General features: G+C 59.5%; 12 protein-coding genes. 4 read left to right on the top strand and 8 right to left on the bottom strand.

The annotated features are described in order from the left end of the window. Positions 1–72: 72 nt before the first annotated feature. The 6 genes from P2081_RS01945 to P2081_RS01970 form a co-directional block, all read right to left on the bottom strand. Complete coding sequence (locus P2081_RS01945) at positions 73–411, bottom strand: hypothetical protein (protein ID WP_278921181.1); 339 nt, start codon at positions 409–411, stop codon at positions 73–75. Positions 412–447: 36 nt separating this feature from the next. Next, positions 448–993: a sarcosine oxidase subunit gamma gene (locus P2081_RS01950; protein WP_278921182.1), complete on the bottom strand. Its 546-nt coding sequence runs from the start codon at positions 991–993 to the stop codon at positions 448–450. Further along, entirely contained in the window at positions 986–3,934 is a 2,949-nt protein-coding gene (locus tag P2081_RS01955) for a sarcosine oxidase subunit alpha family protein (RefSeq protein ID WP_278921183.1), read from the bottom strand. The genes P2081_RS01950 and P2081_RS01955 overlap by 8 nt, the downstream gene beginning before the upstream one ends. Then, positions 3,931–4,200 carry a sarcosine oxidase subunit delta gene (locus tag P2081_RS01960; protein ID WP_278921184.1) on the bottom strand — a complete coding sequence of 90 codons (270 nt, stop codon included), beginning with the start codon at positions 4,198–4,200 and terminating at the stop codon, positions 3,931–3,933. Before P2081_RS01960 ends, P2081_RS01955 begins: the two co-directional genes overlap by 4 nt. A gap of 69 nt (positions 4,201–4,269) precedes the next feature. Then, a complete protein-coding gene (locus P2081_RS01965; RefSeq protein WP_278921185.1) occupies positions 4,270–5,523 on the bottom strand; it encodes a sarcosine oxidase subunit beta family protein in 1,254 nt (417 codons plus the stop codon). 346 nt (positions 5,524–5,869) lie between these two features. After that, complete coding sequence (locus tag P2081_RS01970; protein ID WP_278921186.1) at positions 5,870–7,300, bottom strand: Glu/Leu/Phe/Val family dehydrogenase; 1,431 nt, start codon at positions 7,298–7,300, stop codon at positions 5,870–5,872. Between the two features lie 445 nt (positions 7,301–7,745). On the opposite strand from P2081_RS01970, the gene P2081_RS01975 reads away from it, so the two are divergent. The 3 genes from P2081_RS01975 to P2081_RS01985 are packed head-to-tail and all read left to right on the top strand — an operon-like array spanning position 7,746 to position 10,540. Beyond that, positions 7,746–9,392: a pilus assembly protein TadG-related protein gene (locus P2081_RS01975; RefSeq protein WP_278921187.1), complete on the top strand. Its 1,647-nt coding sequence runs from the start codon at positions 7,746–7,748 to the stop codon at positions 9,390–9,392. Next, positions 9,389–9,934 (top strand): TadE/TadG family type IV pilus assembly protein, encoded by a 546-nt coding sequence (locus P2081_RS01980; protein WP_278921188.1) that lies wholly within the window; start codon positions 9,389–9,391, stop codon positions 9,932–9,934. Before P2081_RS01975 ends, P2081_RS01980 begins: the two co-directional genes overlap by 4 nt. A 3-nt stretch (positions 9,935–9,937) precedes the next feature. Beyond that, positions 9,938–10,540, top strand: a complete 603-nt coding sequence (locus tag P2081_RS01985) for a TadE/TadG family type IV pilus assembly protein (RefSeq protein ID WP_278921189.1) — start codon at positions 9,938–9,940, stop codon at positions 10,538–10,540. A 99-nt stretch (positions 10,541–10,639) separates the two neighbouring features. Here the strand turns inward: P2081_RS01985 and P2081_RS01990 are convergent, their stop codons facing one another. Next, entirely contained in the window at positions 10,640–11,122 is a 483-nt protein-coding gene (locus P2081_RS01990; protein ID WP_278921190.1) for a hypothetical protein, read from the bottom strand. A 236-nt stretch (positions 11,123–11,358) separates the two neighbouring features. Between P2081_RS01990 and P2081_RS01995 the strand changes: the two genes are divergently transcribed. After that, positions 11,359–12,285 (top strand): pirin family protein, encoded by a 927-nt coding sequence (locus tag P2081_RS01995; RefSeq protein WP_278921191.1) that lies wholly within the window; start codon positions 11,359–11,361, stop codon positions 12,283–12,285. Between the two features lie 75 nt (positions 12,286–12,360). On the opposite strand, the gene P2081_RS02000 is transcribed toward P2081_RS01995, so the two are convergent. After that, a complete protein-coding gene (locus P2081_RS02000; RefSeq protein WP_278921192.1) occupies positions 12,361–12,948 on the bottom strand; it encodes a TetR/AcrR family transcriptional regulator in 588 nt (195 codons plus the stop codon). Positions 12,949–13,030: the final 82 nt, after the last annotated feature.

Raw genomic sequence — 13,030 nt, forward strand, 5'->3', positions numbered from 1 at the left:
GAGAAACCGACAACAGCAGTTGCCAGTTTCACCCACGGTTGGCAGCCCGCCGTGGAAAACGGGCTCCGGGGATCAGTTTGTTTTGAGTTGTTGCTTCATCGCCTGAATCTGATCCCAGTTTTCCAGACATTGCTGTTCCATCAGGGGGCCAAACTCGGTTGCCTTCACATCGCGGCGCTTCATGGCATAGATATGCGCAGTCAGCTGCGGGATCGCCTTGGAGTATTGCTCGGGCCACTCTGGGTTGCTGTCCAGGATGACCTGCTCCACATCCGCCTGGGAAACCCGGTCCAGCCGCGCGGCCTGAACTGCGGCCATGACTTGGCCCTGGTACTTGCAGCTATCTTCTTTGTTTTCAGCTGCATAGGCAGGCGCTGCCAAAAGAGCAGCGGCAAGGGTGATGCGGATCATGGATCGCTCCCGGAATCAGTTGATGGTTGAGGCAGATTACCCGCGCGCCGCCCACGCTTCCATCGCTGTTTTGAGATCATGGTACATTGTTCGCGCCATAGAGCGGAACACCATGATCTGAAAGCAATCTTCCTCGATCCGACAAATTGACGCCTGCATGTGCCTTGCCTCGGTGCGCAGGGCCGCACCGACACCAAAGGCCGAAAGCCGCAGATCCACCGGACAGAGCCGCGCCAGCACCTCTTCGCCCCCCTGGCCCTCTAGCTGCATCACGGCCCAGCCCTGGCTTTGGTCCGTCAGGGCGGCATATTGCGCCAATGTCGCCTCTGGCTCTATCCCCATAAGCAGCCCCAGATCCCGGCCAAACCAAAGCGCGCGCGCATCGCCACTCTGACAAGAGCCACCAATGGGCGGAAAACCCAGCCCATGCGCTGCCTGCAACGCGGCATCCAACGCCGCCTGCTGGCCGCGATAGGGTGCCAGGGTCGTCATGGGAACAGTCGGCCCCTCCCGCAGGCAGACAGTGCCAATGTTCAACGGCGCCAAGCCGTCGCAAGCGGTTTTTGCAAGCAGGTCAACCACGCATCCGTTCTCCTTCGGGGTCAAAAAACACCGGTTCCACCACCTGACACAGCGCATCGATTCCACGCATGTGATCCACCAGCCGGATCTCATCACCAATGCGCGATGCGCCCCGTTTCAAAAAGCCCAAGGCGATCATATGCCCCAGCAGCGGCGAAAACCCTACCGAGGTGACATAGCCCTGATCCTGGATCCGCTCCACCGGGGCCTCCGGGTCAAACAGATGGGCACCCGCGCTCAGCTCCTGGACCGCACCGATAGGCTTCAGTCCGACCAGCTGCATGCGGTCTGGCGCCACCAGGCCGGGACGCTGTGCCATGGCCTTGCCGATGAAGTCCTTCGTCTGTGACATCATCGCCTGCATGCCAAGATCCTGCGCCGTCACCGTACCATTGATTTCGGCATGGGTGACAAAACCCTTCTCGATCCGCAGCACATTCAACGCCTCCATCCCATAGGCCCCACCGCCCAGCGCCTCGGCGCGCTCCAGCAGAGTGCGAAACAGGCTGTCGCCGTAGCTGGCCGGCAGGGCGAGTTCATAGGCCTCTTCTCCCGAGAAAGAGATCCGGAACAGCCGCCCCTGGATACCGCCGACGGTAACCGCACCACAGGCCATGAAGGGCCAGTCGGCAGGCGCCAGCGGCTGATCCAACAGATCGTTCAGCAGGAGCCGCGACTTTGGCCCCGCAATGGCAAACTGCGCCCAGTTTTCCGTCACCGAGGTAAAGCGCAGATCCCATTCCGGGTGCAGCACCTGGGTGATAAACTCCAGATGCGCCATGACCTCACCCGCCGCTGCCGTGGTGGTGGTCATCACATAATGTGTATCCCCCAACCGCGCGCAGGTGCCATCATCCATGACAAACCCGTCCTCACGCAGCATCAGCCCATAGCGCACGCGCCGCTGTTTGAGCGTGCTAAAGGTGTTGGTGTAGACGAAATCCAGCAGCTTGGCCGCATCCGGTCCCTGGATATCAATCTTGCCCAGGGTGGAAACATCACAAACCCCCACCGACTGGCGCACCGACATGATTTCTCGATCACAGGCCTGACGCCAGTTGGTTTCACCGGGTTTGGGGAAATAGGCCGCACGGTACCAAAGCCCCACCTCCAACTGGCTGGCGCCGCGCTCCTCGGCAACCAGATGCGAGGGTACAAAGCGCTGCGGTTTGAACCCCTGATCCGCCGCCCCGGCCCCCATGGCACCGATGGCCACCGGAACAAAAGGTGGACGAAAGGTCGTGGTACCGGTCTCGGGGATGGAACGCCCGGTGACATCTGCCAGCACCGCCAGGGCCGCCACATTGGAATTCTTGCCCTGATCGGTTGCCATACCCTGGGTGGTGTAGCGCTTCATATGCTCGACAGAGCGAAAGTTCTCATCCGCCGCCTGGGTGACATCCTTCACGGTGACGTCATTCTGAAAATCAAGCCAGGCCCGCCCCTTGCCCGGCACCGCCCAAAGCGGCGCAATGCGGTAGGGTTGATCCTCGGCCTCTGGCAATTGCGCCGCCGCAGTCACTCGCAGCCCAAGCTCTGCCAATACAGCATCAGCCGCCGCCGCCCCCTCGCGCAGCGCAGCATGGGTGGAAAAACTGCCATTGCAGGCACCAACTGCCCGCATCCCCGGCACCGCGCCGACCTGCGGCACAAAGGCAAGCAGCTCTCGCCGCCAACTGGGCCGCGCATTCAGGTGGCAGGTCAAATGCAGCGAAGGGTTCCACCCCCCCGACATGGCAAGGCAATCGCTCTGGATCCGCTCTTCCCCCCGCACGGAACGCACAGTGATGCTCTCCAACCGCTTGGACCCACTGGTATTGCAGACCTGCGCCCCCTTCAGCACCGGATACAGGTCACTGTCGGGCGCATCATGACGGCTGTCGATGACTGCGGCCAGATGCACCCCGGCAGCGACCAGGTCGCGGGCGGTACGATGGGCATCATCATTATTGGAAAACAGCGTCACCCGCTCTCCCGGTGCGACACCCCACCGGTTGAGATAGGCGCGTACCGCCCCCGCCATCATGATGCCGGGCCGGTCATTGTTGCGAAAGGCCACCGGGCGCTCGATCGCCCCCGCCGCCAGGATGCAGTGCTTTGCCGCGATACGCCAGAAACACTCCCGCGGGCGCTGGCTGCCCTTCAGCGAATGCTGCCGTGGCAGATGATGCCCAACCCGCTCCAGCGCGCCATAAGTGCCGTGATCATAGGCCCCGGTCACCGCTGTGCGCCGCATGATCCGTACATTGTCCAGCTGCTGCAGCTCAGCCTCGGCCTCCTGCAGCCAGATCTGCGCCGGCTTGCCGTCAATCTCTTCCTCTTCCGCCAAAAGACGCCCACCTAGGCAGCTGTCTTCCTCCAGAAGCAAGACATCCGCACCCGCGCGTCCTGCCGTCAAAGCTGCCATCACCCCCGCAGGCCCGGCACCAACCACCAGCAGATCACAAAACCCATAGGCCTTTTCATAGCGGTCCGTATCCGCCAGCCCCGACAAGGCCCCAAGCCCCGCCGCGCGACGGATCATCGGCTCATAAAGCTTCTCCCAAAAGGCCGCAGGCCACATGAAGGTCTTGTAATAAAACCCTGCCCCCAGAAACGGCGCGGCAAGATTGTTGACCGCCATCACGTCATGCTCGACCGAGGGCCAGCAATTCTGACTGCGCGCCTCCAGCCCCTCATAAAGCTCCTGAGTGGTCGCCCGCTGATTGGGATCCTGCACCGGACCTGCGCCCAGCGTGACCAGCGCATTCGGCTCCTCACTGCCCGCCGTCAGAATGCCGCGCGGGCGATGATACTTGAACGAGCGGGCCACCAGATGAATATCATTGGCCAGCAAAGCCGCCGCCAGCGTCTCCCCGGCGCGCCCCATCAGATGCCGCCCATTAAAGGTGAAGTTCACCGTCTTGGCATCCGCGCCCTGCCCCTTGCCAGCAATCCTCATACGCCCGCCCCCAATGCTGCATCCCGGGCCAGAACCACCTCTGAAACCGTATGGTTCACGGTATCGCGGGTCACCTGCAGCCAACTGCCACAGCCCATCTCGTGATACCAAAGCTCTGCCAAAGGCCCCGCAGGATTTTCCCGCAGGTTCACATAGGCGTGCCAGGCCTCCGACTCAGCCGCCGCAAGCGGTCGTACCAGCGCAGCTCCCTTATAGGAAAACTCCCGGCGATCACGCGCGCCGCATAGCGGACAGTGGATCCTCATGTCTGACGCTCCTGCTTCATCTTACCCAAAATACCTCCGCCGGAGGCATCCAGCCGAAGCCCCAAGAACCTAGTGGAGATTATGTTGCGCACCGGTCCCCTCCTCGTCCATCAATCCATGGCCTGTGCTGAAACGATCCAACCGGAACTTTGCCGCCGCCCCATGTGGCCGGTCTGTCGCGATAAGATGGGCATAGGCATTGCCCGATCCCGGCGTCGCCTTGAACCCGCCGTAACACCAACCACAGTTGAGATAGAGCCCCGCAATCGGAGAGTGATCAATGATCGGAGATCCATCCGGAGTCATATCCATGATCCCACCCCAACTGCGCAACAACCGCGCCTTGCTGATGGCAGGCACCATGGCCAGGCAGGTTTCCATCGTATGTTCCACCATCGGCAGATTGCCACGCGCCGCGTAAGAGCTGTAAAAATCCAGATAGCTGCCAAAGACCAAGCCACCCTTGTCGGACTGACTAATATAAAGATGCCCCTCGGCAAAGGTGACTACATGATCCACCAGCGGCTTGATCCCTTCGGTGACAAAAGCCTGCAGCACATGGCTTTCGATTGGCAGCGTCAGCCCCGCCAGGGCCGCCACCTGAGAGCTGCGCCCAGCCGCCGCCAGCGCCACCTTCTTGGCGCGGATCGGGCCACGCGCGGTCTGCACCCCGGTGACCCTGCCGCCTTCGACGTCGATGCCGGTGACTTCGCAGTTCTGAATGAGATCGACGCCACGCATATCGGCGCCACGGGCAAAGCCCCAGGCCACAGCATCATGGCGCGCGGTCCCGGCACGGCGCTGCAACAGTCCGCCCATGATCGGGAAACGGTTGTTGTCGAAATTAAGATAGGGCACCAGCCTGCGCACTGCATCTTGGTCCAGCAGCTCGGCGTCGTCGCCCTGATTGATTATGGCATTGCCACGGCGCACGATGGCATCGCGCTGGCCATCGTTGTGAAACAGGTTGATCATGCCACGCTGCGACATCATCGCATTGTAGTTCAGCTCCTGCTCCAACCCTTCCCAGAGCCGCAGCGAATGGGAATAGAATTCGGAATTTCCCGGCAAATAATAATTGGCCCGCACGATGGTGGTATTGCGCCCGACATTGCCACCGCCGAGATAGCCCTTTTCCAGCACCGCAATATTGATGATCCCGTGTTCCGCGGCCAGGTAATAGGCCGTGGCCAGCCCATGGCCACCGCCACCGATGATCACCACGTCATATTCGCGCTTGGGCTCCGGGTCGCGCCACTGCGGGCCCCAGCCCCTGTTGCCGGTCAGCCCCTCTTTGAGCACCCGCCATCCCGAAAACCGCATCGCATATTTCTCCCCTTGGCTATCACCGCTTTGCCCAGTGCCATACCCGGGCAGCCTGCCACTGGTCGACCCAGGATAAGCCTGTGATATTGCTAGCCCCAATACCGCAAAAGGCCTAGCCCCCGATTGAAAGAATACGGCAACCGGCAAGCTCCTGCCTGCACTTGACCCCATAATGGGCACTTATGTCCAGTAGTGATTGCCCACCAAAAGAGACAAACAGAACAGGCCAGCCCCGCAGGCAGACGGCACAGCGCAGCGCGCTAAACCAAGACAAAAAAGCGGCGCACCATTGGCGCGCCGCTTTTCGTCATGATGATTTCGACCTAGGCCAGACCGGCTGACCTCAAAGTCCTTTGGCCCGGTAGCTGGCGGCCACCTTGGTGATCGAGACCAGATAGGCGGCGGTGCGCAGATCGGTCACATCGTCCCGGTCATGCCAAACCTCGCGCATTGACTGATAGGCAATCCGCATGGTGTCATCGAGCCCCGAGCGTACCAACTCCAGCTCATCAGCACCGCGCAGGTACTTTTGCTTGAAGTTGTCGCTCAGGCTCCATTTATTGCCCATGCTCTCCGAAATGGCCTCCAGCTCATCCACCACCAGCTGGTGACGCGCCTCTTCCTGGCGACGCTGCATGCGGCCAAAACGGATATGGCTCAGGTTCTTTACCCACTCGAAGTAGGAAACAGTCACACCACCGGCATTGGCATACATATCCGGAATAATCACCGTCCCCTTTTCGCGCAGGATCTCGTCAGCGCCCGCAGTCACAGGGCCATTGGCGGCCTCGATGATCAAGGGGGCCTGCACACGATTGGCGTTGGTCAGGTTGATCACCCCTTCCAGCGCCGCTGGGATCAGGATGTCGCACTCGTGCTCCAAAAGCTCAGCGCCGTCCTCTGACAGCTTGGCGTCCGGGTAGCCGGAAATACCACCGTGCTTGGCGATCCAGTTATGCACTGCCTCGACATCAAGACCTTCGGCACGATACAGGCTACCATCACGCTCGATGATGCCGGTAATCAGCGCGCCATCTTCTTCGCTAAGGAACTTGGCGGCGTGATACCCCACATTGCCAAGCCCCTGCACGATGATGCGCTTGCCCTTCAGCTTGCCCTCAAGCCCCGCCTTGGCGATATCTTCGGGATGGCGGAAGAATTCACGCAGGGCATATTGCACGCCGCGTCCTGTTGCCTCTACCCGGCCGGCGATGCCGCCCGCGTTCAACGGTTTACCAGTGACACAGGCGCGGGCGTTGATATCGGTGGTGTTCATGCGCGCATACTGGTCCGCAATCCAGGCCATTTCACGCTCGCCCGTGCCCATATCGGGCGCAGGCACGTTCTGAGAGGGGTGGATCAGGTCGCGCTTGGCCAGCTCATAGGCAAAGCGGCGGGTGATGCGCTCCAGCTCATGCTCTTCGTATTTGCGTGGATCAATGCACAGGCCCCCTTTGGAGCCCCCAAACGGCGCTTCGACCAGAGCACATTTATAGGTCATCAGCGCCGCCAGCGCCTCGACCTCGTCCTGATGCACGTTGATGGCGTAACGGATGCCGCCCTTGACCGGCTCCATATGTTCGGAATGCACCGAGCGATAGCCAGTGAACGTATGCATTTCGCCGCGCAGACGCACCCCGAATCGCACCGTATAGGTCGCATTGCAAACCCGAATCTTTTCCTCCAAGCCTGGCGGCAGGTCCATCAGGGCGACGGCCCGATTGAACATGAGGTCAACACTCTCACGGAAACTTGGTTCTTGCAGGTTGCTCATTTGCGGTTCTCCGTACTCTTCCAACGACTCATTCCCATCGTTAGCGCAACTCTACGCATGGATGTTTAACGAGTGCGACCTTTTTGACCATTTCATTCTAAAAATTATTCAATATTCGAAGGTTGCGCGATTATGTTTTGGCAAATCCAGGGCCACACTGATTCGAACCAGCCCCCTCGTTGAGGCTGTCATCAGGTCGCAGACCCATCCCCACATTAAGTAAATTGAAACCAAATTGACTTGGACACGCCCAATTTCCGCCATCTTCCCAAACCAAATATGAAGAGTACCATCCCCGTTCCACTCCTATGTCCCTATTTTGGGGGCGAAGAGGTTGTTGTTGATGACCCACCAGTGTTTTAGAACCGCTACCGCACTTCCGCTTGTTGCCCTGCACCAGTGCGGCAACAGATTGCGGGACTTTCGCCGCCAGGACAGTGGCGTCATGGCCTACCCGACCATGGCCTTTTTGGTGGCGATGTTGGCGATCGGCGGTATCGGCGTGGATCTGATGCGACTGGAACGCGACCGAACCATTCTGCAATACACCCTCGACCGTGCGGTGCTGGCTGCGGCCGACCTTGACCAGACCCAGCCCCCTGCCGTGGTGGTTCAGGACTATCTGACAAAGGCGGGTCTAGGTGATCACTACAGCCCGCCAGAGGTGGAATCCGGGCTGGGTTACAAACGAGTCAAAGCCACCATCAACAGTACATTCGAGGCCCAGTGGCTAAAATACTCCGGCGGCGCTGATATGCCGATCTACGCTGCCTCAAAGGCAGAAGAGAGCATCGACGGATTGGAGATTTCGCTGGTGCTGGATGTTTCTGGCTCGATGGGATCAAACAGCCGCCTTACCAATCTGAAGATCGCGGCCAAAGACTTCATTGATACCATGGTGGCCAATACCACCGATGGAAAGATGTCGATTTCAATTGTGCCCTATGCCACCCAGGTGTCGCTGCCTGATGATCTAATTGGTGAATATTCAACGGTTGGTGAAAACCCCTATTCGAACTGCATCAATTTTCAGGGGTCTGATTTCAATCAGGCGGCGCTTCCCACCAACCAGACATTGAAACGCTCTATGCATTTCACCCCCTGGGGCGAGAGCAATCGCGACAGGCGAACCTATTACAGCACACCGCGCCTGATCAAGGATCCGGTTTGCGAAAACAGAGCCTCGCGCGAAATTCTGCCGCTGCAAAAAGACGCTGATGTGCTGAAGACCTTCATTGGCAACCTCTCGGCGGCCGGCAATACCTCGATTGATATTGGCATGAAATGGGGCACCACCCTGCTGGACCCCAGCGCCCGCCCTGCCATCCAGAATCTGTCAACGGGACAGGACGCTTCGGTACCAAATGATTTCAGCGCCCGGCCAGCAGATTATACCGATTCAGATACCATCAAGATTATCGTGCTGATGACCGATGGGCAAAATACCTCGCAGTATTATGTCGACGACGATCACCGCGATGGGGCCTCGGGTGTCTATTTCTCGACCATCGTGGGGCGCGACGATATCCGCTATGGCACCAACAGCGCTTCGCTAAAGGTGTATTCCACCTATGATGCATACTATGGTCGCTATTACTGGCACCTGCCCTATGGCGCCAAGTGGGCAGACCACCCCATAGGCACGGGCAATGATACCTTTTATGACTGTGACCGGTACGGCAATAGCTGCCGCACGATGTCAGAAAACGCAGATCCCCAGGACAATCCACCAGTTGTTGCCAGCCTCACGTACAGCGAGCTCTTTGCGCGCACTTCGCTTAAATACCTTTACCGCTATATCTTTGACGACTGGATGGATTTCTACGACGCCCGCAACAAATGGTACTATGGCATCTATTCCACCTACGGCAATGGGACCAAGAATGCCCGCACCCGCAACATCTGCGCCGCCGCCAAGGCCAAAGGGATTATTGTCTATACCATCGGCTTTGAAGCACCCAGTGACGGCGTTGCGGTCCTGCGCGACTGTGCCAGCACCAGTGCGCATTATTTTGATGTAGATGGGCTGGAGATCAAAGACGCCTTTGCCTCGATCGCGACCTCCATCCGCCAGCTGAGGCTGACACAATGATCGCCGCAACAACAGCCCGCGTCCTGCGCCGCTTCCGCAGCGGCTCCGAGGCGACCGTGACGGTCGAGTTTGTCCTGCTGATGCCGCTGTTCTTCATGTTCCTAATTTCCACCGTTGAGATGGGCATGGTCATTCTGCGCCAATCCCAGCTGGAACGCGCGCTGGATATCGCGGTACGCGAAATTCGCCTAACAACCGGCGCCGCGCCCCAGCACGATGTGGTGCGCGACCAGATCTGCCGACTGTCTGGCTATACCGAGAATTGCGCAACCTCGCTGCGGCTGGAACTGGTCCAGCTGGATCCCTTTGACTGGGAAGGCGTCGACCCGCAGCCTGACTGCATCAGCAAACCCGAAGAAATCCTGCCGGTACGTGGGTTCTCTCAGGATGGAGCGTCAAACGAGCTGATGCTGATCCGCGCCTGCATGCGCTTTAGACCGATGATTTCAGCCTGGGGCCTGGGCGAGGATCTCGTCGACGACGACCCGGAGGGGTTGGTCAGCCTTATCGCCGTATCCGCCTTTGTTCAGGAGCCGAGATAGACCATGCATTCTTTCCTGACAAAACGCCTCCGCATCTTTGCCCGCCGTGCAGAGGGAACCGTAACGGTCGAATTTGTGATCTTCGCGCCACTCTTGCTATGGGCCTTCACCGCTATCTACACCTTCTTTGATGCCTTCCGGCAGGAAACCGTCAACCTCAAGGCAGCCTATACCATCTCGGATTTGATTTCTCGCGAGACGGCCGAACTGAACGAAACCTATATCGACAGCATGCATGAAATGGCCAAGCTGTTGATCCGTTCGGATTCCCAGATCACCCTGCGCGTATCTGTGGTGCGCTGGAATGAAGACGATAACCGCTACTATGTCGACTGGTCCAAGGTGCGCGGCACCTCATTGGTGGAATGGACCGATGATACCATCAGTGTCGTCGAAGAGAGCCTGCCCAGCATGCCAGATCAGGAACGCGTTATCCTGGTGGAAACCCGCAACGAGATGGTTCCCGCCTTTCGCGTTGGACTGCCGAACCTGGACATCAACAATTTTGTCTTCACCCGCCCCCGCTTTGCACCGCAGGTGCTGTTTGAAAACCAGAACGACGGTGGGGGCGGCAGTCATGATGATGGCTCGGATGCCCTGGATTAAGGCTTCTCACGCCCCTTTCCTGTCGTGCGACTGGCTCTCCCTGTTTGATGGCGCATGTATTCGATGCGCAAACCGGTAGCCGCTCTAGCGCAGTATGTCCTACAGCGGTCCCATGCTGCGCTTGGCGATCATCGCCGCCAGAATTTCCGACATGGTCTTGGTCTGCGACCCTGGCGTCACCCCGCCAATGCCAATCCGTCGCCCGGCGCGCCACCACAGCCCCGGCAGCCAGATCCGTGCGCCTGGCGCACTGGTACGGATCAAAAATCCGTTTGATGGCTTGAAGGCAAAAAAGCCGCGATCAATCGTTTCAATATCGGCAACCTGCGCGATCACGGTGCCATCGGTGCAGCGCAGCACCTCTTCGGTCAGTTCGATCTGGTGGGCCGTCGCCTGCCACATCCGCACCGACAACCAAAGCGCCCCCAGTCCGACAAGCAGCAGAAACACCAGCCAGGCCAGCGACGGCGGTGTTGCAACCGCCACATAGAGCAGGGTCACGCCGATCACCGCCAGCATGGCCACCCCCATGATCCGGCGCAGCCCCGAGGCCTCTACTGTTACCAAGACTTCATCCGTCATTTATCGCTCTCCTGCCATCGTCCGGGTCCTGCCCGGACCTTTGGTTGCGTTGGACATAGCCTGCTTTTGCCACCACGAACAGCCCCGCCGGCAGTCAGGCACGGACGGGGCCCGACGGTCTGTGCATCCCTGCACAGCAACGGTGGTCTCTTGGGTGTTTTGCAACAAAGGTTCCCGGCCTAGATGTAGTCCAGCCCTGCCCCAGAAACGGCAGTGTCCCGTACAGGAGAACCCCCATGTCGCTTCGCCCCACATCCCCCAGACCCATTCTGGAAACCCGTCAGGCCCAACCCACACTCGAAGGGGCAGGCGTGAAACTGCACCGCGCCTTTGGCTTTCAGGACCCAAGCGAGCTGGACCCGTTTTTGCTGTTTGACGATTTCCGCAACGAAGACCCGGCAGACTATCAGCAGGGCTTTCCCTGGCATCCGCATCGCGGCATTGAAACCATCACCTATGTGCTGTCCGGCGAGGTCTCTCATAGCGACTCGCTCGGCAATGCCGGCAGCCTGGGCGCTGGCGATGTGCAGTGGATGACTGCCGGGTCGGGCATCCTGCATCAGGAAATGCCGCGCGGTAACAAGCAGGGCCAGATGCATGGCTTTCAACTCTGGGGAAATCTGCCCTCTGACCAGAAGATGTGCGCCCCCCGCTATCAGGATGTCGCCGCCCGCGAGATCCCCGAAATCACCGATGACGACGGCACCCATGTGCGGGTGATCACCGGCGAGTTCTGGGGCAAACGCGGCCCCGTCGATGGCATCGCTGCGGATCCGCAATATCTGGACATATCGGTGCCTGCCGGGGTGACCAAGACCTTCAAGATCGACACCTACCGGCGCGCCTTTGCCTATGTCTTCGAAGGGGCCGGGGCCTTTGTCGATGCGGCAATCCCGCAGGGCGTGCTGCTGGAAAAAGAGGTTGCCGGCCAGGAACTCAATATCCGGGATATGTCTGGCAACCGGACCCTGGTGCGATTTGGCACCGGCGATGAGGTCACCGTGCAGGCCGGCCCGGAAGGCCTGCGCTTCTTGTTGATTTCAGGCGCCCCGATCCAAGAGCCGGTAGCCTGGCATGGGCCAATCGTGATGAACACCCGCGCCGAGCTGCAGCAAGCTTTCAAGGATCTGCGCAACGGCACCTTCATCGCCCCCGCACATTGATGCAAGAGCAGCAGCGGCAAGATCAGCGGTCTTGCCGCTGCTGCCTCGCCCTTGCACCATGTGCAATGTGCCGGTTCAGGCGGTGACCGATTTGCGCACCATATCCCAATAGACGCTTTCCACCTCCTCCAGCGAGAGGCGGCCACCGCTACGATACCAGGTCATCACTCCGTTCAGCATGGCAATCACCGCCAAGGTCGCGATCTTGGTATCGGGAATGGTGAACTGCCCACTGGCCACCCCCTGCTTCAGCACTGCCTCTAACGCGTATTCATAGGCGCGCCGTAGGGTTTCAATGGCAGCGAAGTTTTCTTCCGTCAGATTCCGCAGTTCCATATAGGCAATAAAAACCGCATCCGGGCGCTGCATGTGAAAGCGGATGTGGAAACGGACAAAGCGCTCAAGCTGGCTCAGCGCGTCACCATCGCCCGCCTCGACCTGCCAGGCCGCCAGCAGTTCCCGCATGTGCCGATCCATCAGAGAATGCAGCAGGCTTTGCTTGTCGGGGGTGTAATTATACAAGGCCCCTGCCTGTACACCGACCTCTTTGGCGATCTGGCGCATCGACACCGCCGCATAGCCATGCTGCGCAAACAGCCGCAGTGCCGCGCTACGAATGCGCGGGCCGGTGATGTCAGAATGGGAACCCTGCGTACGTGCCATGCCTCACGATAACTGAACATTTGTTCAGAAAAAAGACCCTGCTGCATTCCGACCCAAAAGACATTGGGTGGGACCCAATATT

This window comes from Pseudophaeobacter profundi, assembly GCF_029697505.1.
GTDB lineage: Bacteria > Pseudomonadota > Alphaproteobacteria > Rhodobacterales > Rhodobacteraceae > Pseudophaeobacter > Pseudophaeobacter profundi.

Coding starts and splice junctions, on each gene's coding strand:
- P2081_RS01995 (WP_278921191.1), top strand. CDS start 11,359: ATGTCGCTTCGCCCCACATCCCCCAGACCCATTCTGGAAACCCGTCAG.
- P2081_RS01965 (WP_278921185.1), bottom strand. CDS start 5,523: ATGCGGTTTTCGGGATGGCGGGTGCTCAAAGAGGGGCTGACCGGCAAC.
- P2081_RS02000 (WP_278921192.1), bottom strand. CDS start 12,948: ATGGCACGTACGCAGGGTTCCCATTCTGACATCACCGGCCCGCGCATT.
- P2081_RS01970 (WP_278921186.1), bottom strand. CDS start 7,300: ATGAGCAACCTGCAAGAACCAAGTTTCCGTGAGAGTGTTGACCTCATG.
- P2081_RS01980 (WP_278921188.1), top strand. CDS start 9,389: ATGATCGCCGCAACAACAGCCCGCGTCCTGCGCCGCTTCCGCAGCGGC.
- P2081_RS01960 (WP_278921184.1), bottom strand. CDS start 4,200: ATGAGGATCCACTGTCCGCTATGCGGCGCGCGTGATCGCCGGGAGTTT.
- P2081_RS01945 (WP_278921181.1), bottom strand. CDS start 411: ATGATCCGCATCACCCTTGCCGCTGCTCTTTTGGCAGCGCCTGCCTAT.
- P2081_RS01985 (WP_278921189.1), top strand. CDS start 9,938: ATGCATTCTTTCCTGACAAAACGCCTCCGCATCTTTGCCCGCCGTGCA.
- P2081_RS01955 (WP_278921183.1), bottom strand. CDS start 3,934: ATGAGGATTGCTGGCAAGGGGCAGGGCGCGGATGCCAAGACGGTGAAC.
- P2081_RS01990 (WP_278921190.1), bottom strand. CDS start 11,122: ATGACGGATGAAGTCTTGGTAACAGTAGAGGCCTCGGGGCTGCGCCGG.
- P2081_RS01975 (WP_278921187.1), top strand. CDS start 7,746: ATGGCCTACCCGACCATGGCCTTTTTGGTGGCGATGTTGGCGATCGGC.